Raw genomic sequence first — 20,280 nt, 5'->3', positions numbered from 1 at the left:
CCTGTTACCTTGCGTACGTTGTCTCTCCTGTTCTGTTCGCTCCTGATCCTGTTGTGTGTCGGCACCGTGAACGCCGCTTCTCCTCAGGTCCCCGCCACCGTGGCGATGCAGAAGAGTGGATCCGAGGCGACGCTGTTGGGGGTGTTTTTTCACGACCAGCAACTCGGTTGGGCTGTCGGCTCAGGCGGGACGATCCTGAAAACCACCGACGGCGGCCACAAGTGGAAAAAAGTTTCCAGTGGCACGAGTGCTCTCCTGACCGCCGTGTATTTTCGTGATGCGCAGCGCGGCTGGGTTGTGGGGGCGAACGGCACGGTGAGGACGAGCAAAGACGGCGGTGAAACCTGGAGCGTCGTCGTGGTGTCCACTCAGGCGCCTCTCTATGGGATTGCCTTTTCGTCCCCGGAACAGGGCTGGATGGTCGGTGGAAACGGCACCATTTTGCAGACCGCTGACGGCGGAGAGAACTGGACCGATCAAGCGAGCGGCACCAGCGCGGCACTGTATGCCATTGCGATGACCAGCGAACAGCGCGGCGCCGTCGTGGGAGCATTGGGTACGATTTTGACCACGGCGGATGGCGGAAAAAATTGGGTCACGCAAGTGAGTCAAAGTTCGGCCACATTTTTTGATGTCGCCTTCGCCGATGACATCAACGGCTGGGCCGTCGGCAACGCCGGTGCGTTATTTCAAACGACCGACGGGGGAACCCACTGGGTTGATCGCACCTTGCCTTGCGGAAGGACGTGTCACAAACTCACGGACCTCATCCGTGTCCGGTTCACGGATGCGCAGCAGGGGTGGATTGTCGGGGAGCGTGGTCAGATTCTGCGAACTAGTGATGCGGGGTATAATTGGGTGGAAGAAACCAGTCCTGTGAAACGGTCTCTCATGGCTCTCACTTTCCCTCGCGCGACGGCCGGATGGGCAGCCGGTGAGGGAGGGACTATTATTTCAATCAGCGCAGGGAAGAAGTAACTGCTCGCCGCGCCTCTGCTCCTCTAACCCAGTCGTCCCAGTCGACTCTGTACGATACTTAATGCCGTCACGGCCGCGGTGTCCGCTCGCAGGATGTGCTGACCCAGACTCACGGTCTGACAGCGTTGTTCCTCCATGGCCTGAGCGAGTTCTTCCTCCGCCCAGCCCCCTTCAGGTCCGATCAGTAACGTCACAGTTTCGGTTGGAAGCGTCGGCAGGGGAACCTGTGCCAATCCCGTTGTTTGCTGACGCTCGGCCAACAAGAGTGCACAGGCCGTCGCAGGGCCGGAGAAAAATCGGCGCGACTCCATTGGTTCCAAAACCAGCGGAGGCTGCCATTGTTCCGATTGTTGTGCGGCTTCAGTGGCGATGCGCTGCCAGCGAGCCACTTGGGCGGCGACTCTTCCGGGTTGCGGGCGTACGATGCTGTGATGTGAGATGAGCGGCAGAATCGTGCGCACGCCCAATTCGCTCGCCTTCTGCACGACCCAATCCATATGATCGCCTTTGAGCAGAGCCTGCGCGAGGAACAGGCTTGGCCAGGCATCGACCGGTCCTGGACGAGAGTCGAGAATCTCTGCTGTTAACGCCTGCGGAGCCACGGCGCTCACGCGCACCTGATACCGCTGACGGTGCTCATCGGTCAATCGCAGGACCTCACCGGGCTTCACGCGTAAGCTGGCACGCAGATGATGGCAGAGTTCACCGGTGAGGGTGAGTGTAGTTCCGTGGATATCGGCTGAGGAGATAAAAAATGCCGGCATGGCGGTCGGCGGATCAGGAGGGGCAGATGCTCGGTCTATTCGAAAAATGTCTTCATCTTGTCTAGGAAGCCTTCACCCTCGCTGTCTTTCGTGTAGCCGCTTTCCTTCGCGAATTCTTCGAGCAGTTCTTTCTGCCTCGAGCTGAGTTTGGTGGGGATCTCCACTTTCACATTAAACAATTGGTCTCCGGTATGGCCGCCCTTGAGGTTCGGAAACCCGAGTCCCTTGAGCCGCAAGACTTTCTCGGGTTGTGTGCCTGCGGGAATTTTCATATAGGTGTTGCCCTTGAGCGTGGGCACTTCGACGCGGCCGCCCAGGATCGCCGTCACCAGATTGATCGGAAGATCACAGGCAATATCCTGTCCTTCGCGGCGGAAGTGGGGATGGGGTTTGACCGTCACGGCGACATACAGATCGCCCTGCGGGCCTCCTTGCACGCCATGCTCGCCTTCATTGGCGAGACGCAGGCGCATGCCGGTTTCGATCCCGCCAGGAATGTTGACCGACAGCATGCGCTCCTTGCGGATGCGCTGGCGCCCGCCGCAGATTTGGCAGGGTTCGGTGATGATTTGTCCGACGCCTTCGCACTGACCGCAGGGGCGGCTGACACTGAAAAAACCTTGTTGGAAGCGCAGTTGTCCTTGTCCTTTGCAGGCAGGACACATCTTGATGGCGGTCGCGGATTTCGCGCCGGTTCCTTTGCAGTCCGCGCAGGTTTCCCAACGAGGAATTTTGAGTTTGGCTTCCTTTCCGAACACCGACTCTTCAAACGTCACTTCGAGATTGTACTGCAGGTCATTCCCGCGCTCCGCGCGCGCACGGCCGCGAGGCTGGCCGAAAAAATCTTCAAAAATGTCGTTGAAGATATCGCCGAATCCGCCCTGTCCGCCGAAATCAAATCCCTCGGCGCCCTGCGGGCCTCCCGCATGACCGAAGGTATCGTACCGACGCCGTTTCTCCTGGTCACTGATGACTTCGTAGGCTTCGTTCAGCTCTTTGAACTTTTCTTCAGCCGATTTTTTCTGTTCGGGAGACGAATGGAGATCGGGGTGATGTTGGCGAGCGAGTTTTCTGAAGGCCTTTTTGACTTCGTCGTCGGTCGCGGTCCGTTCGATGCCAAGCGTTTCGTAATAATCGCGTTTAGCCACGGAAGAGGGTTACCCGTTCTAAGGTGCAACAAGACCGGGCCTCACCATCCGTGAAGCCCGGCCCTGCATACAGTGAGAAGCTTACTTCTTTTCCTTGTCGACTTCTTCGAATTCGGCGTCCACGACCTTTTCATCGGTCTTGGCCTGCGCGCCACCGTCTCCGGCTGAAGCCCCGGCGTCGGCGGGACCAGCGGCAGCTGAGGCCTTTTTGTACATTTCCTCAGCCAGCTTATGAGAAGCCGTGGTCAGCGTTTGGGTCGCCGATTCGATGGCGGCGGGATCATCCCCTTCCATGGCCTTGCGGAGTCCCGCAATGGCTTCGGTGATCTTGGTCTTGTCGTCTTCACCGATCTTATCGCCATGCTCGGTCAGGTTCTTTTCGGTGCTGTACAGCAGGGAGTCCGCCTGATTACGGGCTTCGGCGGCTCGACGGCGCTTCTTGTCGTCTTCAGTATGAGACTGCGCGTCCTTGACCAGCTTGTCCACTTCCTCCTTGCTGAGTCCGCTGGACGCCGTAATCTTGATGGATTGTTCCTTCTGCGTCGCCAGATCTTTGGCGGCAACGTGGACGATGCCGTTGGCATCGATATCGAAGGAGACCTCCACCTGCGGCATGCCGCGCGGGGCAGGAGGAATACCAACCAGGTCAAACTGCCCCAGCAGCTTGTTGTCGTTGGCCATTTCACGTTCGCCCTGGAAGACCCGGATGGTCACGGCGGTTTGATTGTCAGCCGCCGTCGAGAACACCTGGCTCTTCTTCGTCGGAATCGTGGTGTTGCGCTCGATCAGTTTGGTAAAGACGCCGCCGAGGGTTTCAATGCCGAGCGACAACGGTGTCACGTCCAGCAGCAGCACGTCCTTGACCTCGCCCTTCAGCACACCGCCCTGAACACCGGCTCCGATGGCCACGACTTCATCCGGGTTCACGCCGCGATGGGGCTCTTTCCCGAAAAAGTCCTTCACGACCTGAATGACTTTCGGCATACGGGTCATGCCGCCGACCAGGACGACTTCCTGAATATCCTTGGCGCTCACTCCGGCGTCGGCCAGCGCCTTGCGGCAGGGTTCGATCGTTTTCTGAATGAGATCGCCAACCAGCTGCTCCAATTTCGCACGGGTCAGCTTGGTGACCATGTGCTTCGGACCGCTGGCGTCCGCCGTGATGAACGGCAGGTTGATTTCGCTTTCCTGAGAGGATGACAGTTCAATCTTTGCCCGCTCGGCCGCTTCCTTCAAGCGTTGGAGCGCCATACGGTCCTTGCGAAGATCGATACCCTGATCTTTCTTGAACTCCTCAACGAGCCAGTCCATGACGCGTTCATCGAAGTCGTCGCCACCGAGATAGGTGTCGCCGTTCGTGGATTTCACTTCAAATACACCGTCGCCGATTTCAAGGACGGACACGTCGAAGGTGCCGCCGCCCAGGTCGTATACGGCGATGCGTTCATCTTTTTTCTTGTCGAGGCCGTAAGCGAGCGAGGCTGCGGTCGGTTCATTGATGATGCGGAGGACATTCAAGCCAGCGATCTGCCCTGCGTCCTTGGTCGCCTGCCGCTGGCTGTCATCGAAATAGGCCGGAACCGTGACCACGGCTTCCGTGACCTTTTCGCCCAGGTAGTCTTCTGCCGTCTGCCGCATTTTCTGAAGAATCATGGCGGAGACTTCCGGCGGGCTATAGCGTTTGCCACGCAACTCAACGTGCGCGTCGCCGTTGTCCGCCTCCACCACCTTGTAGGGGAGCCGCTTCATGGCTTCCTGGACTTCTTTGCTCTTGAATTTGCGCCCCATCAACCGCTTCACGGAGAAGATGGTATTTTCGGGATTCGTAATGGCTTGCCGCTTGGCGATCTGTCCCACCAGGCGCTCATTCTTGTCCGTGATACCCACCACCGATGGAGTGGTGCGACTTCCTTCCGCATTGGCGATGACAACCGGGTCTCCACCGCTCATGATGGCGACGCAGGAGTTCGTCGTGCCGAGGTCGATTCCGATAACTTTGCCCATGGGTTGGCTCCTTCGCAAAAAATATCAATACGTGAACGATTGTGTCAGCTGTTCTCGCGAAACCTGTGCTGCGTGCGTAGGGACGGTCTTAGTTCGCCGCCCCGGTCGATACCGTCACCATGGCGGCCCGGAGGATACGGTCCTGGAGGAGATACCCTTTTTGATACTCTTCCACAACATGATTTTCAGGGACCGTGTCTGACGGGACCTGTGCGACCGCCTGCTGAGTGGACGGATCAAAGGTCTGTCCGACGCTCTCAACGGCTTTGACGCCGAACTTGGTCAGGGCACCGACAAGCTGCTTGAGCGTCAGCTCGACGCCTTCCGTGAGCGCATCGAGGGAACCAGCCCCTTTGGCTGATTTGATTGCCCGCTCTAGATTGTCAACGACGGGGAGGAGTTCTTTGAGAATCTGTTCGTTGCCGAATTTGATTTGTTCCCGCTGGTCGCGCTGAGCGAGACGCTTATAATTGTCGAACTCGGCTGCGAGTCGCAGATACTTTTCGTTGGCGGCCTTGCATTCGTCGGTCTTAGCCTCCAGCGCCTGCTGTAATTCGCTCTCACCCTCAATCGTGGCCGAAGACGGCTCGTCGGAACCATTTACGTTGTCTAAGTTGTCGATACTGTGAATATTCTTCTCGTCTTCAGACATTGGTTACACCTTTGCTGGTCAGGGAGATAGCCACCGGAGAATCGAAGTCAACGGGGAATAAAAAGAAATCGTCGTTTTTTTCAGGTCCCTCAGCGTTTTTAGCAGGGATGATGTATCAGCGCTCGGCGAAAAGCCGGCCTATGCGAGGCGATTTCGGTGGTACAGCAGTTCCAAGCCTTCGAGGGTCAGGAAAGGAAGGACTTCCTGAATCGTTTCGGTCTCCTGTGCAATCACGGTCGCCAGGCCGCCGGTCGCCACGACAATGGAGGAGCGGCCGAGTTCCCGTTCCATGCGCCGGACAATGCCATCGACCAGCCCCACATAGCCGAACAGGAGGCCGCTCTGAATGCCTCCGATCGTATCCTTACCGATAACGGTTTTGGGCCGGATGATTTCAACCTTGGGAAGCTTTGCGGTACGGGAAAACAGCGCATCCGCGGAGATCCCCAGCCCCGGGGCAATGACGCCGCCGAGATACTCCGCCGATTTTGTGACCGCACAGAAGGTGGTGGCGGTGCCGAAGTCCACAATAATCAGGTCGGCGTGGTAGCGCGCATGGGCGGCGGCAGCATTGACGATGCGGTCGCTGCCGATTTCCTTGGGATTGGCGTAGCGCAGGGTCAATCCGGAGTCGGTTTCCGGACCGACGATCACCGGGGTCTTGTGAAAATAGGTCTGTACCAGTGAGTCGAAGGTCGCGGTTAGCGCTGGTACGACGCTGGACAGGATGCAGCCGGTGATCTGATCGGGAGTAAAGCCCGCATTCTGGAGCAAATTCAGCAGCAGGATGCCGTATTCGTTGTCGGTTCGTCGGGATTCGGTGGCCAGGCGCCAATGCCCCTGCAAGGCTGACCCTTTGAAGAGGCCGCAGACCACGTTCGTGTTCCCGATGTCGATTGCCAACAGCATCGTGCTGTCACTCTAACTCATGCAGACCCCGGATTTCACCCCCGCAGATGGACGACCTCGGCGCTTCTGACCTCCAACAATGTCGGGGAGAGGGTCGGGGAGTTGTTCGATCTCATCCGCAGGCGGAGACATCCATCAGGACCAATAGACTCAGCGATCCCCTCTACCACCCCCTTTTCTTCGAGTGTGACCCGGACGGTTCTGCCGAGTGTCGAGCAGCGCTGCGTGAATTCTTCGGCCATGCTGCGCGGGCCGTCGAGGAAAAGGCGATCCATTCGTTGCTCGAGCCGAAGCAGGAGGTTGGCCAGAAGTGCCACACGATCAAACTGTCGTCCAGCTTCTGCCGCGAGGGTTGTGGCACCTGATCGAAGCTCGTCCGGGAACTTGTCGAGTGCCGCATTGATGTTGAGGCCGATGCCGATGACGATGGGTACCGTCCTAATTGGGGTTATGGTCTGCTCACAGAGAATGCCTCCGATCTTTTTGTCGTGGAGTAACAGATCATTCGGCCATTTGACGGAGACTGGAAGTCCTGTCTGATCAGAGAGGCCATCGGCCCCCGCGAGGGCAGACAACAGGGGAACCCATGTCAGCCAAGGAGTCATGCGTGTGGAACCTGTTCGAGGCACCACGATGACCGAGAAATACAGATTGCCCTGCGGCGGTGAGTGCCATGTTCGTCCGCGTCGTCCTCGACCAGCCGTCTGATAGTCGGTCAGGATGACCATTCCGTGTGGATCGGGCGGTGCTGCCGATTGTTGCAGATAGGCGAGCGCGTCAGCGTTGGTAGAGGCGGTGGACGGTGTGTAGTGCAGGACTCTGCCGAAGGCGCGGGTTTGCAGGGTGGCCTGCAGGCGGTCCATGTCCAGTCGGTCGGTGCCGGGCGGATCGTTAACGGGAGCGCCCACGGCGTCCTCGCTGTACGGAGAGATCCATGCTGAGGTTGGCTGCGGGAGCCGAATGGGTCAGGGCGCCGACCGAAATGAAATCCGCGCCGGCCCGGGCCATGGCGGCGACCGTCTGCAGGGTCATACCGCCCGAGACTTCCACCAGGGCGCGTTCCTTGATGAGGGCTACGGCTTGTCGCACCATGGCGTGGGACATGTTGTCGAGCAGAATGATGTCGGCCTTGCCCGCTATGGCGTCTTTCACTTCCTGCAAGGTCTTCGCTTCCACTTCGATGCGCAAGCCATGAGGGGCATTGGCACGCGCCAGGCGGCAGGCTTCTGCCACGTCGATGCCTGTCGAACGCAGGATGGCGAGGTGATTGTCCTTGATCAGCACGCCGTCGCCCAGCGAGAACCGGTGATTCTTGCCGCCTCCCAACTGCACCGCCCATTTTTCGAGGGCTCGTAGCCCCGGAGTGGTCTTGCGTGTATCCAGTATCCTAGTTGGATACCCGCGAACCGCAGCGCAAAACTGTGCGGTGAGCGTGGCGATGCCGGAGAGCTGCTGGAGAAAATTGACGGCGACGCGTTCGGCCATCAGCAGCGAACGGACATCGCCTCGAACCGCGAGTACCGTAGTGTTCGGTTTCACGGCGCGTCCGTCCTTCATGCTTGTGGTGATGCGTAGGGATGGATCGACCGCCAGAAACACTTCGCGGGCGACGGCCACGCCGGCAACCGTCATTGCCTGATGGGCGACGATAGTCGCCGTCGCTTGAAGCGCGGTTGGGAACAACGCGCCGGTGGTGACGTCGCCAGAGGCGAGGTCTTCGACCAGCGCCAGTTGCACGGCGCTCCGAATGGCGTGGAGACTAAGAGGCTTGATGGGGTGCCTGTTCAAGGGTGATCTGGCCCAGCGCCTGTTGGAGCAGCTCGATCATGCGCGATTCACGTGCGAGCCGGTCATGGTGGTCGGTCAGGACCTCGGGCGGCGCTTTCGCGACAAAGTCGGGGTTGCTCAATTTTTGCTGAGTGCGCGAGACTTCTTTTTGCAGCGCTGCGATTTGTTTGCTCACGTTGTCCTTCGCTTTGTGAAGGTCGGCTCCCTCCATGCTCGTGCCCACCTCGGTTGAGCCGCTTGTCAGCGTGAGGAGGTGTGGCGCGGCAATGTCGGCGCCGCCGCTGATCGAGAGGTGCTCCACATTTTCCATATATTCTATAAGCGCTTGGTGTTTTTCAAAGGCGGAATGAGCGAAGTCGGTTTTCCCGTGTACCTTGAAATGGAGCCGTTTGCCTGCGGGATATCCAAGGATCGCCCGCTCCTGATTCATCAGCGCTCGACATTCTTCCAGCAGGGTGAACTCCTGCTCGATTTCCTGTGACGCCCACTCTTCTCTGGTGGCTGGAAAGGGCCTGCGGACGATGCTGATGCCGTCATGCGGGAGCGTCTGCCAGATTTCCTCTGTAATGAACGGCATGAAGGGATGCAGCAACCGCATCATGGTCTCGAACGTTTCGGCCAAGGTCTGCCGCGTAGTCTTCGCCTGTTCCGAATGGGGATCCTTCAGCGCGGGCTTCACCATCTCGATGTACTTGTCGCAGTACTCGTGCCAGATGAATTGATAAATCGCACTGGATGCGCGGTCGAACCGATACTGCTCCAATTCGTGGGTGATCGTGTTGATGGCGACATTCAGGCGACTGAGAATCCAGCGGTCAGGGAACGATCGTTGCGCGGGCGGGACGTCGCGGCGTTCGCCGCCCAGGTGCATGAGGAGAAACCGGGCGGCGTTCCAGATTTTGTTCGTAAAGTTGCGATAGCCCTCGATCCGTTCTTCGGCCAGCTTCACGTCGCGCCCGGGGGACGCCATAGCCGCCAGGGTGAAGCGCAATGCGTCTGTGCCGTATTGGTCCATCACATGCAGCGGGTCGATCACGTTGCCTTTCGACTTGCTCATCTTCTGGCCTTCCGCATCGCGAACCAGCGCGTGGATGTAGACATCGCGGAACGGCACGTCGCCCATGAACTTCAACCCCATCATGAGCATGCGTGCAACCCAGAAGAAGAGAATGTCGAGGCCGGTCACGAGTGTCGAGGTCGGATAAAACGTCTTCAACTCCGGCGTCTGTTTGGGCCATCCCAGGGTGGAGAAGGGCCAGAGGGCAGACGAAAACCAGGTATCCAGCACATCGGGGTCCTGGACGAGAGCGCCGCGGTGACCCTGCGGACAGGCGTCCGGCTGTGTCTTCGCCACGATTGCGACGGCATTCGAAGGGATGAGCGGCGCACCGTCAGAACTGCGGCGCAAGAACGGCGTCCCATAGCAGGTTTCGCAGTACCAGGCGGGGATCTGGTGTCCCCACCAAATCTGCCGCGAGACGCACCAGTCCTTAATGTCCCGCATCCAGCCGAGATAGTTGTTCTTCCAGGCCTCGGGGATGATTCGCACGCGGCCATCTTCAACGACCTGTATCGCCGGCTCGGCCAGCGGCTTGATCTTCACGAACCATTGATCGGACAAGAACGGTTCAACCACCGTCTTGCAGCGATAACATTTGCCGAGCGCCATCTTGTGGGGTTCGGATTTTTCCAGGAACCCCTGCTCGGTGAGAAACTGTTCGATCTTCGGACGCGCCTTCGCCACGGGAAGATCCTCAACCGCCTCCGCGACGGCGGGATCGGTCAAGGAGCCAGCCAATCGAAGGTGGGCATGGAGATCGAGGATCTTGATCCGTTTCAGTTCGTGCCGCAGACCCGCCTCGAAGTCGTTAAAGTCGTGGGCGGGCGTGATCTTGACGGCGCCGGTGCCGAACTCGCGATCAACCAGGATCGAATCACCTACGATCGGGATCGCCCGACTCGTCAACGGCAGTCGCACCTGCTTTCCAATCAGATGACGGAAACGCTCGTCTTCCGGGTGCACGGCCACCGCCGTGTCGCCGAACAGGGTCTCGGGACGGGTCGTGGCGACAAGGAGAAACTGCGAAGGATCGTCCGCCAGCGGATACCGAATCGTATAGAGCTTCCCGGTGATCTCTTCGTGTTCGACTTCGATGTCTGAGAGGGCGGTCAGGCAGCGCGGGCACCAATTGATTAGCCGTTCACCGCGATACAACAAGCCGTCCTGGTGTAAGCGAACGAAGACCTCGCGGACCGCTTCGGACAGACCGGGGTCCATCGTGAACCGTTCCCGCTGCCAATCGCAGGACGCCCCGAGCTTCTTGAGCTGGCCGATGATGGTCCCGCCGGATTTTTCCTTCCAGTTCCAGACGCGCTTGAGAAATTCTTCCCGACCAAGTGCCTCCCGCGACGTGCCTTCAGCCTGCAATTGCCGCTCGACGACATTCTGTGTCGCAATGCCGGCATGGTCTGTCCCGGGCATCCAGAGCACGTTACGGCCTTGCATGCGGCGCCAGCGGATCAGGATGTCTTGCAAGGTGTTATTCAGAGCGTGCCCGACGTGCAGAGAGCCCGTGACGTTTGGCGGAGGGATCACCATGGAATAGGGTTGCCCGCTGTGAGCAGGATCGGCGTGAAACAAGCCGGCGTCGATCCAGCGCTGGTACCAGCGGGTTTCGACGTCGTGCGGACTGTAGGTTTTGTCGAGTTGCGGGGTGGACATAAGGCGCGCACGCTGCGGCGCGGGCGCATCTTACCATGTGTTGCTGGGGCTCTCAAGGTAACGATCGGACATCCGTGACGGCGCAAAAGGTTGTAGCGGAGTGAAGCCCTGTGATATACATCCGGCGGTTCAGTCGATGTCGAGTGAACTCGCCGGCCAGTGCGCCGGTTTACCGTTGAAGGAGAGACTATGCCGAGGGGACGTGAGAAGGATCGGAAAGTTCGGAAGAAGCACCGGAAGAATGTCGCGCGCGTAAAGGCACTGGCCAAGACCCGCCGTGCAGCGGCAAAAAAGGTGAAGCGAGGGTAACGCCTCGAGGCGTTAGTCGGGTGAGCTCAATCGTGTGATCTCTGCCCGGATCTGCGTTTCCGCCACGTCAGGAACGATCCGTTGCACCGCCTGCAGGATCGGGTCTTTCGCCATTTCCCGCACAATCTCCTCGGCCGCCTGTCGCGCACAGTTCGCGGCCACGTGCTCGACTTCTTTTTTGACCAACTGGGTGATCATGTCCAGGTGAGCCTGCAGGGCATGCGGCAGGTGTTGTTGGATGCCGTTGTCCGTGAGCTCGCCGAGTCGTTTGTTTGCCGCTTGCTCCACGAGTGCGGGCGCCAGCTCAGTGACCGCCTCCCGGACCGTCGCTTCCACACCCGCCAGTTGTGCCTGAGACTGACGTTTCAGCTCCTCTTGAATCATGGTGCGCAAGCTGGTCTGCAAGCGTTCCGGTTCGAGCGCATCGGAGACCTGTTTGCTCACTTCCGCCCGCACGGCTTTGCTCAATGCGGTTCCGAGCTGTCCGGCGACTTCTTTGGCAATGGTTGCAGGGAGGAGATTGGCGATGGTTTTGTCGGCCTGAACCGTAGTCGAGTGTAACAGGTGATCAACCAGGTCTTTCAGCAGCTCTTCGCCCTTGGACCTGGACGAAGACGAAGTGGAGGCCGATACCGGCTGGGTCGATGATGGGGACATGGTGGCCTGTTCCTTCTCCCTCTCATGGCGAGGGGCTTCCTCGGCGGCTGTCTGTAGCGGCGACTCCTGCTCATCCTCGTCGTCGGTTCCCGTCGAGACCGGAGGCCACGTGCGCGCTTTCGCCGGTTTTGCGATGGGACGTCCCACTGTGCCGGTCAGGATGGTGTTGATCGTCTCGAGAAGCTGTTCACGTTGAAACGGCTTTTTCAGGAATGCGCGGACACCGAGCGAGCGCAATTTGCTTTCGTCCAGGCGGTCGGCGGCATCCACTATGGAGACGATCAGCGTCTCGGCCAGATTGTCCTGGCGCCCGATTTCCTTGCAGAAGCCCGAGAAGGTGATCTTTTCCAGATGATAGTCGGCGATGATCAACGCAGGACTTTGCGACCGGGCGGCTTCAAGCGCCGAAGGCCCATCGTGAAATCCTATGATCGTATGGCCATCCGGGATGGAAAGTTGCTCCACCATGCGATGCACGGCGGGACTGCTGTCGATGACAAAAATGGTGGACCCCATCAGAAACACCTCGCTCTACCCACTGAGGCGAAGCTAACAAAGGGTCTGGGAACTGTCAAAGAAAACGCCGAATCTCACTGGTTGTGACGATGCAGGTGTGAGGCGTCGTGCGAACAGCGCTGGCGGAGGTTTTGTGCATCCTGATACAATCCGGCCACCCGGTCGCTGTGTGGCCGGTCAGGAGAGTCTGCACATGAGGAGTGAGTTCGCACGATGAGCCAGAGCCGCATTCAGGTTGTCTTTTTCGACGCCGCCGATACCCTCTTTCACGTTCAAGGGTCCGTGGCGGAGATTTATCTTCAGCATGCGGAACGCCATGGCTTCCGCAGAACGCCTGACTCTTTAGCCGCGATCAAAGCCGCGTTCGCCCGCTCATTTCGCGATGCGCCGCCGCCGGTGTTCGCCGCCACGGAGCCTCCCGCGATCAAGCAATCGGAACGCTTGTGGTGGTTCGATATCGTTCACAATGTGTTTTACCGCGTCGGCATGTTCGAGGGGTTCGATGAGTTTTTCGAGGAAGTGTTTGCACGGTTTGCGCAGGCGGAGTCCTGGCGGCTGTTTCCGGAAACGCTGGATGTGCTGAAGCAGCTCAAAGATCAGGGATACGAGTTGGGGATCATTTCCAATTTCGATTCGCGGCTGTTTTCCGTGCTGCGGGGACTCGGGATTGCTGACCTCTTTGATACAATCACGATTTCCAGCCTGGCCCATGCCGCCAAACCCTCCGCCCGCATTTTCGAGCAGGCGTTGGACAAACATGCGGTGGATCCGGAAGACGCGCTGCATGTGGGCGATAGCGAGCGTGATGATGTGAAGGGTGCGGTCGCTGTCGGGCTGACGGGTGTGCTACTGGCAAGAGGCACGCCGCCAAGTGCATCGAGCGAAACGACGATTGCCACCCTCAACGAACTGCTGCCGCTGTTGTCACGTCTCCAGTAACAAGGGCACGAGGTCGCGCGCGCGTCCCTGCAGGGTGGCGTCGGCCAGACTCGAATGCGGCGTCGAATCGAGATTGATCTCCACGATAAACGCGCCGGCCTGCTTAGCCATGGCGCCAAATCCCGCCGCCGGATAAACCAGCCCCGATGTACCGACAATCAGACACACGTCACTGGTTTGCAGCGCGGCGGCACTTCTCTCCAGATCCTCTTCCTCAAGTGATTCCCCGAACCAGACAATGTGCGGGCGAAGCAGCCCGCCACAGGATCGGCAGAGGGGCAGAATGGCGAGCGGGACATCCCGGTTTTCGACGATGCGGTGACAGGCGGTGCAGCGGACCTTCCAGATATTGCCGTGAATCTCTGAGAGATGCCGCGAGCCGGCGTCGCGATGTAACCCGTCCACATTTTGCGTGATGAGCCAGAAGTGATCGAACCGCTGCTCCATCGAGGCAACTGCCTCGTGCGCGGCATTGGGGCGCTTGGTGGCGATGAGTTCCCGGCGCCAGTTGTACCATTCCCAGACCAGTCGCGGGTCACGCGCAAAGGCCTCCGGTGTGGCGAGATCCTCCGCGCGATAGTGCCGCCAAAGCCCGTCGGCGCCGCGAAAGGTCGGCACGCCGCTGTCGGCGGAGATTCCTGCGCCGGTCAGCACGGTGACAGACCGCGCAGCCGAAAGCTTGTCTCTCACCAAGGCAAGTGTGGATCCGGTTCCCATGACGTCGCTCGCGGTTGGCTACTGTTTCAGGCGCGCGGCTGCATGCTATAGTACGCATCTTTTGAACGCAATGAGTGAGGCATCTCATGAAGCAGATCATGGTGGTCGGGGCTGGTTCCGTCGGGGGGTTCTTTGGGGCGCATCTTGCCAAGCACAATCCCAATGTCTCATTTCTCCTTCGGCCCCGGACTCTCGAGGCCGTGAAGCGGAATGGGCTGATAATCAAGAGCGCCAAGGGAAATTTCACCGTCCACCCGCCGGCCGCCTCCAATCCCCGAGAGCTTGCGACACCCGATCTCATCATCCTGGCCGTAAAGGCCTACGATCTCGACGAGGTCATGGCGCAGTTGGAACCGGTGCTGACAGATCACACGGTCATCCTCACGCTGCAAAACGGCATCGATACCGAGGATAGAATTATTGCTCGCCTTCACCGGGATTGCGTGGTCGGCGGGGTGGCCTTTATCTATTCGAAGATCGTCGAACCCGGCGTCATTGAACACTACAAGCGCGGCGGGGTCGCGATCGGGGAACTGATGGGGCACAAGAGCGAACGTCTATCCCAGATTGCCGAGGTCTTCAAGCAGGCGGGAATTTCCTGCCAACTCAGTGACGATATCCGGAAAAGCAAATGGGAAAAGATGTGCTGGAATTGTGTTTTCAACCCTCTCACGGTGGTCATCGACGACAAGGTGGCGAAGGCGCTTGATCATCCTGAAATGGCCGGCGTGATCCGGCAGATTGTCGGCGAAGTGGCGGCGGTCTCAGCGGCGGTGAAGGTGCCGTTGGCGCTCGACATGGCCGAGAAGGTGGTGAAGTGGACGCAAGAGCTTCGCGACATCCACACGTCGATGTATGACGATTGGAAGGCCAAGCGCCCGACGGAGATCGACTATCTGAACGGCTACATTGTACGGGTGGGGCGGGAATTGGGCATTCCGACGCCGGTCAACGAAGCGCTGACGGCGATGGTGAAGACGATTACCGAGAAAGAGTTATCGGGGCCGGGCGTTGTGCGTATCGACGGTGCCGTCGTCCAGCCGGTTTCATTGACCAGAACAGCACTTGGGCAATTGCCACAGGAGCAACGCGTGGACGATATCAGTGAGGTCATGCCGTCCATGAGGGGCCGCGCGATTCGGGTGAAGGGTATCTTAGACATCCCGGCGCTTGCGGTGGATGCCGACCATGTGACCTTTCATTCCGTCGACGGCAAGTATGCCGCGACCCTCACGCTGCAACAAGCCCGTGACTTCGGGCTCCTCTTGTATGAGCTCGATGGGCAACCGCTCCCGGACGCCAAGGGCGGGCCCTATCGTCTGGTGACGCCTGGCTTGGGCGATCTTTGTGCGAATGTGAAAGGTGTTGCGCGGATGGAGATCACCAAAGGGCCGGGGCGTGACACCAGGCAAGTAATCTGTCCACCGACGCCTTGATCTAAGCGAGCCAACTGGTTCGTATCAGTGTAGTCGGCGCTAGTAATCTGACTCATGGCTTCCAGGCAGTTGTTTGAACGGCTCGATCGGTCTGGGGGCCGGATGTTGAAGTCATGGTGGCGCTCGGGCATGGGTGATCGCCGCGTATGCGGAGGATGCATTCATCCAGGCGGCTGGTATGATCGTTTGCATTAATCATTTTGCAGTATCTACTTCTCCAGATGTTAACCACTATCGCGGGATATTTGCGATGACCTTGACAGGGGCAGGATGATTCCCTGCCGTTCGCTTCGGATGTTTGCCGTATCTAGAAAATTGGCTTTGAAGTTGAATGTCGAATGCCAGGACGGTGTCGGCCTTATTCGCGCTAAGTCGGAGAATCTCATGGGCAAAGACTGTGTTCATGTCCGCTCTTTTCTCGAGATAGGTCGTCCCTTTCCAGGTAAACAGCCGCAAGGTGAACCCCGCCCTGGCTTGTTCCATTAAGAAACGATTTACCCAATCGTCTGAAACGCTTACCGAAAGCGGATCCCATTTCACGAAAAGGTCGAATGGTATGCCATGCGAATCGTAAAAACGCACTGAAGCCATCGCCTCCGGTTTTCCATCGTTGTCAATGTCGATCTGCCCAGCCCATAAAAGGGTGCCGGTGCCTCTGAACGTTCTTTCTGTAGGAAGGTTCTGCTCGAGCTTTGCCGGCACGTTACTCAAGACCTGGTAGCTTTGTTGCGCCGCGCTAAATGCGATCGTGTTGCGTAAGAGGTCTTTGCCGAGCTGTGCCATGTTTTTGTCGATCTCTTTAGGCAGAGACACGGTGGCGGTATTGGCGAATTCGCAGATCACTTTCTCTCCTTGATCGTCGTGTTCTCCGAGGTGAGTCAGCACGACACCATGAGAGGTGTCGGTGTAATGAAGAACGTAGTACTTCTGCTTGAAACCAAGAACCAGAAGGTTGCTTGATCCATACACATCTGGCTGAGGGAGGTAATCTCCCTCAAGCGATTCACTTGGTTCATCCTGTTTATCCGGGTCGCCGTATAAAATAGTGAGCGAAGCTACCTCGGTCGGTGTTTTACGGTTGGCTGTGACTCGGTCGAGTAGGCCATCATTGTCTATGTCAATAAATCCCCTGTCAGTGATGGCAGAGGCATTCATTAGATGACCCTTGTTTCGGAGAGCCACCGCAAAATGGCAGACATCGGTATTCGGAGAAAGTGACAGTAGCCATTCACCTGTAGCATCGAAAGATCGCTTCGAAAACTGCTTGTAGTGTTTGTAATGTTGGATCAACCTGTCGATCTCTAGAAATTGGGTATGGAGTAACAGGGCTTCGTTGAGATTTAAATGTGCAACAGCCCGGCGTGGAAGCAGGTCAAGTATTGCGGTCAGCTGAGCAATCGCATCGCCTAGCACGGCTCGGCTGAGGGGCTGCTTTTCGAGGGGTAGGTTCTTGTAGTATTCGAGTTCAAAAAAGGCGAAGTCGTTCAGTATGGTGGCATACTCAACCTTGGAAAGCCCTTTTGAGCGATCATCCTGCTGGAAGAAACCGGCTTGATGGACGCATGCGCTAACTAACATGCGCATGGCATCCTCGGCATGGCCTGTTTGCATGTACAGCGCCAGCGCTTTGGCATGGGCGTCTCGAAGAGAGAGCGCTAAGTTGGATCGTGTCATAGAGCGACAGCCGTCTGGGGCCTCCATGGTTGCTGCTAATGGAGGTTCAGTAAACAGCGCCATTCGGTCCAGTACGGCAACGGCCTCTATTCTCACATCCTTCGACTCATCCGTTTGAGCTAACGTAACCAGACGATCTTTTGCAGGTACCGCTGCCGGCGTAATCTTTCCTAATGCCCGAACAGACTGCAGTCGCATCATGGGGGCGTTTGCAGACAACGCATTCGCCAGGATGCTGATGGCCTGAGGGTCTGGCACGTGCAGGCGGGCCATGGCGACAGCGGCATAAAAACGTATTTCGGGATCACGGTCTTCCAAGATGGCGTGCAATACCTTTTGGAATTGCCGCTTCTCCGGCCCATGCACGCGTTCCCAATTGATTTCTACAATTGCTCGAATTGCCGAAAGTTGGATCGCAGCGTCTCCGTGCTCCACTGCTTCGATCAACAAGGGAAGGGCTTCATTTCCTATCCGCTTTAATGCTCCCAGGGCACTTTGTCGGACCGTTTCCTGTGGATCTCTCAAGCTTTCAATTAGACTCGGAATGCTATGGGACGCAGAGGGGCCAAAGCTTCCCAATATCTGAGCTGCTCGAGAGCGTAGTCCGGCATCCTGATCCTTGAGCAACATCACCAATGCGACGGAAGAATCCGCAGCGGATTTCTCGCCGTTGTCTCGTAGCGACTCCAGGATTGTCAGTGCCTCGTGACGGGCCACCACCGGATTATCTGTTTTGGTTATGACATCCCTCAGGATGCCAACGGGAGGCGTGCCGAGAGATTGCAATGCTTCGCGTAATTGAGTTTCTTCCTTCCCAGTCGACTGGGATATGCGAATAATCAGCGGCTCCATGGCATATATGCCAATCTCTTGTAACAGCGAAGCCGCTTGCGCCCGTACTTGTTGGTCTCGATGTCCAAGCAGAACACCCAGCACGGGTGCGACTTCCTGGGCACGATCTCTTATGCGGTTCTTGTCCATGGACTCCAGGGCATTGAGAAATTCTGGTTGGTCTTGTTCCGATGCCTGGAGCAAACGAATCACCAAATGATCTACTCCCTTGTCCTTCATCTTTTTTAGAGCGGTGCGTGCCTCTGTGCGCACAGCAGGATCTTTATCCTGTACTAGGGATGCCGCCGCAGGGGGGATCTCCGGCACATGTGCTCCCAATGGAGCCAATACTTTCAGACTTTGTGTTTTGATCCGGCTATTGGGGTGAGTGAGAGCCTGTAGGAGTGTTTGTATTTCATCTGTTCCTGGAGGCCCCACGATACTAAGCGCTAATTCCGCTTCGGAGGCAATCCGCATAGAATCACTAGTGCAAAGTTCCAGTAAGGATGGAATGAGTGGGGAGTACGATTGTCCCACTAAGCGAACCCCTATGACGAGACGGAGGCGGTCACTGTCTGAGGAAGCGGCTCGTAGTCGCCGCTCTAACTGCGGCATTACAGAGGTGTTTGTCGCCTCAATGGCTTTGTCGATTACATTGCGGAGCTCATCCGTTGCTGATTCTCTCGCGTCAACAAGAGCCAAAACCGACTCGACCGAGGTCAGGCCTATACCTTGTAACGCTAACGCTGCCGCGTTCTTCACTGCCATATCGTCATGGGTTACCAAGCGCACGAGTGAAGGAGCTGCGGCTTCACTAACTGAACCTAGTGTGCTCAGAGCCCGTGCCATATTAACCTTGATTTCTGGATTCTGATCTTCCAGCGCGTCGATGAAGTCTGGAACGAACGCTTTGAAAGTATCTTTTCGAAAGTCTAAGTCTTCATCTCGAAGCGTAATACCAAATTTATGGTAATAGATCTGGGGAGCAAGTGCGACTACTGCTTGTGATGCAGAAAGACGAAAGCGTCGGTCAGCATGTTTTAAAGTCTTTACGAGAGCTGGTAATGCGCGCAGATCCCTCATTGATAGTTCTGCATCCATCGCGGTCATACGAACGCTCTTGTCTGGATCTTCAAGCACTTTCAGTACGGGAGCAAATCGCTCGGTCCCAATTTTCAGCGAAGCAAGAGTCTCAATGGTTAGCTTGCGTACGCTGGGCGCCGGGTCCTCAATTAATCGTGAAAGGAGTGGTATGGCAGATTGGCAGTGCAGCCGGTATCCTATGGCAGCCTGTTCCCGATCTTTGACCTGTGGGCTTCTCGATAAGGTGTCGAGAGCAGGAAGGGCTCGCGGAGACTCCCTCTGCTCCAGCTCTCTATTTATGTCTTGCCCAAACCTGTACTCGCACTGAGTTGTGATTCCATCAACAAGGATGTTCCCACCATATTCAAAGAATTGGTACGTGACAGGAACCGTCCCAAACAAGTCGGTCGTTTTCTTGGTGAAAATGTTATGGTTTTTTGGCGTGTGTGGTAACTCTAGCTCTTTTGAGCTGGGGATTACTGTCCATTGCTCCCGGCGGATATCTCCTTCAACGAATTGAAGCCCATCGCCACTAATGACTACTCGTGCAATAGTGACGCCAGGGCTTGCATGAATTTTCCATGTGATTGGCTTAGAGGTGGGGTTGACTGGCCAGGCAGAAGCCACCAAAAAAAGATCAACAGGAACATCCAGAACTGTTACGTTCACATGGACTTCAGCAGGCAATCGACTTGACTCTCCCCACGGCCTTTTTGTTCCGTTTGGCATGAGGCCATCAGAAACGGCTACGACATGGAGTTCTGATCGTGTTGAGGCAGTGGAGTCTGAAGCTGAATCAGGGCTGGCGGCATCCGTGACGAGGGGCGTTATAACGCTCCTCGTGAGCAGAAACATGAGAAAAGAAATAGCCGTGAAGTATTTTGCCCAAGGAAAGGCTAGGTGGCGATGCTGGCACTGAATTCGGGTGTCCGTGCTTAGGTCCTGAAGCATCGAATGCCTCCATAAAGAAGAACCGCTGGTACGTTGTGCTAGCGCCGTTAGGTTGGTGGCTATCTTCGGCCTGGTCGCACATATCGTTCGACCCCCGGTGTTGCCCATCAAGGACTATTGGCTCTCTAGTTGCGGGCAGCTAGTAAAGCGTCTTGAGTCCCTAACTATGCTCTCGAAGGGTACACCGGGTTGCTTGCTCGAA

General features: G+C 57.4%; 14 protein-coding genes. 3 read left to right on the top strand and 11 right to left on the bottom strand.

What is annotated here, in order from left to right:
- Nucleotides 1–9 precede the first annotated feature (9 nt).
- Nucleotides 10–978, top strand: a complete 969-nt coding sequence (locus tag GDA65_07495) for a hypothetical protein (protein MBA5862536.1) — start codon at nt 10–12, stop codon at nt 976–978.
- A gap of 23 nt (nt 979–1,001) precedes the next feature.
- Here the strand turns inward: GDA65_07495 and GDA65_07490 are convergent, their stop codons facing one another.
- The 9 genes from GDA65_07490 to GDA65_07450 all read right to left on the bottom strand — a co-directional run bounded on the left by GDA65_07490 (nt 1,002) and on the right by GDA65_07450 (nt 12,447).
- A complete protein-coding gene (locus GDA65_07490; GenBank protein ID MBA5862535.1) occupies nt 1,002–1,742 on the bottom strand; it encodes an RsmE family RNA methyltransferase in 741 nt (246 codons plus the stop codon).
- Nucleotides 1,743–1,777: 35 nt separating this feature from the next.
- Nucleotides 1,778–2,890 (bottom strand): molecular chaperone DnaJ, encoded by a 1,113-nt coding sequence (gene dnaJ, locus GDA65_07485; protein ID MBA5862534.1) that lies wholly within the window; start codon nt 2,888–2,890, stop codon nt 1,778–1,780.
- Between the two features lie 81 nt (nt 2,891–2,971).
- Complete coding sequence (dnaK, locus tag GDA65_07480) at nt 2,972–4,894, bottom strand: molecular chaperone DnaK (GenBank protein ID MBA5862533.1); 1,923 nt, start codon at nt 4,892–4,894, stop codon at nt 2,972–2,974.
- Nucleotides 4,895–4,982: 88 nt separating this feature from the next.
- Nucleotides 4,983–5,546: a nucleotide exchange factor GrpE gene (gene grpE, locus GDA65_07475; protein ID MBA5862532.1), complete on the bottom strand. Its 564-nt coding sequence runs from the start codon at nt 5,544–5,546 to the stop codon at nt 4,983–4,985.
- Between the two features lie 138 nt (nt 5,547–5,684).
- A complete protein-coding gene (locus GDA65_07470; GenBank protein ID MBA5862531.1) occupies nt 5,685–6,455 on the bottom strand; it encodes a type III pantothenate kinase in 771 nt (256 codons plus the stop codon).
- Nucleotides 6,456–6,490: 35 nt separating this feature from the next.
- Nucleotides 6,491–7,363, bottom strand: coding sequence for a biotin--[acetyl-CoA-carboxylase] ligase (locus GDA65_07465; GenBank protein MBA5862530.1), 873 nt, complete (start codon nt 7,361–7,363; stop codon nt 6,491–6,493).
- Nucleotides 7,347–8,228: a carboxylating nicotinate-nucleotide diphosphorylase gene (nadC, locus tag GDA65_07460; protein MBA5862529.1), complete on the bottom strand. Its 882-nt coding sequence runs from the start codon at nt 8,226–8,228 to the stop codon at nt 7,347–7,349. The genes GDA65_07465 and nadC overlap by 17 nt, the downstream gene beginning before the upstream one ends.
- Nucleotides 8,215–10,965 (bottom strand): valine--tRNA ligase, encoded by a 2,751-nt coding sequence (locus GDA65_07455; protein ID MBA5862528.1) that lies wholly within the window; start codon nt 10,963–10,965, stop codon nt 8,215–8,217. The genes nadC and GDA65_07455 overlap by 14 nt, the downstream gene beginning before the upstream one ends.
- A 321-nt stretch (nt 10,966–11,286) precedes the next feature.
- Nucleotides 11,287–12,447, bottom strand: coding sequence for a response regulator (locus GDA65_07450; GenBank protein MBA5862527.1), 1,161 nt, complete (start codon nt 12,445–12,447; stop codon nt 11,287–11,289).
- A gap of 213 nt (nt 12,448–12,660) precedes the next feature.
- Here GDA65_07450 and GDA65_07445 point away from each other — a divergent pair, with 213 nt between their 5' ends.
- Nucleotides 12,661–13,386 (top strand): HAD-IA family hydrolase, encoded by a 726-nt coding sequence (locus tag GDA65_07445; protein MBA5862526.1) that lies wholly within the window; start codon nt 12,661–12,663, stop codon nt 13,384–13,386.
- Here GDA65_07445 and GDA65_07440 read toward each other — a convergent pair.
- Nucleotides 13,372–14,103 (bottom strand): NAD-dependent protein deacylase, encoded by a 732-nt coding sequence (locus GDA65_07440; GenBank protein MBA5862525.1) that lies wholly within the window; start codon nt 14,101–14,103, stop codon nt 13,372–13,374. The two genes, GDA65_07445 and GDA65_07440, sit on opposite strands and share 15 nt — an antisense overlap.
- An 86-nt stretch (nt 14,104–14,189) precedes the next feature.
- Between GDA65_07440 and GDA65_07435 the strand changes: the two genes are divergently transcribed.
- Complete coding sequence (locus GDA65_07435; protein MBA5862524.1) at nt 14,190–15,539, top strand: 2-dehydropantoate 2-reductase; 1,350 nt, start codon at nt 14,190–14,192, stop codon at nt 15,537–15,539.
- Nucleotides 15,540–15,770: 231 nt separating this feature from the next.
- On the opposite strand, the gene GDA65_07430 is transcribed toward GDA65_07435, so the two are convergent.
- Nucleotides 15,771–20,186: a hypothetical protein gene (locus GDA65_07430; protein MBA5862523.1), complete on the bottom strand. Its 4,416-nt coding sequence runs from the start codon at nt 20,184–20,186 to the stop codon at nt 15,771–15,773.
- Between the last annotated feature and the right edge of the window lie 94 nt (nt 20,187–20,280).

Source organism: Nitrospira sp. CR1.1, from assembly GCA_014055465.1.
GTDB lineage: Bacteria > Nitrospirota > Nitrospiria > Nitrospirales > Nitrospiraceae > Nitrospira_A.
Note: the sequence above shows the minus strand (reverse complement) of the source record. Positions and strands in the feature narration are given on the sequence as shown.

What these genes read in the sequence shown, in the direction of transcription:
- GDA65_07450 (MBA5862527.1), bottom strand. Translation starts at nt 12,447, where the DNA reads ATGGGGTCCACCATTTTTGTCATCGACAGCAGTCCCGCCGTGCATCGC.
- grpE (MBA5862532.1), bottom strand. Translation starts at nt 5,546, where the DNA reads ATGTCTGAAGACGAGAAGAATATTCACAGTATCGACAACTTAGACAAC.
- dnaK (MBA5862533.1), bottom strand. Translation starts at nt 4,894, where the DNA reads ATGGGCAAAGTTATCGGAATCGACCTCGGCACGACGAACTCCTGCGTC.
- GDA65_07435 (MBA5862524.1), top strand. Translation starts at nt 14,190, where the DNA reads ATGAAGCAGATCATGGTGGTCGGGGCTGGTTCCGTCGGGGGGTTCTTT.
- GDA65_07490 (MBA5862535.1), bottom strand. Translation starts at nt 1,742, where the DNA reads ATGCCGGCATTTTTTATCTCCTCAGCCGATATCCACGGAACTACACTC.
- GDA65_07440 (MBA5862525.1), bottom strand. Translation starts at nt 14,103, where the DNA reads ATGGGAACCGGATCCACACTTGCCTTGGTGAGAGACAAGCTTTCGGCT.
- GDA65_07445 (MBA5862526.1), top strand. Translation starts at nt 12,661, where the DNA reads ATGAGCCAGAGCCGCATTCAGGTTGTCTTTTTCGACGCCGCCGATACC.
- GDA65_07430 (MBA5862523.1), bottom strand. Translation starts at nt 20,186, where the DNA reads ATGGGCAACACCGGGGGTCGAACGATATGTGCGACCAGGCCGAAGATA.
- GDA65_07470 (MBA5862531.1), bottom strand. Translation starts at nt 6,455, where the DNA reads ATGCTGTTGGCAATCGACATCGGGAACACGAACGTGGTCTGCGGCCTC.
- GDA65_07455 (MBA5862528.1), bottom strand. Translation starts at nt 10,965, where the DNA reads ATGTCCACCCCGCAACTCGACAAAACCTACAGTCCGCACGACGTCGAA.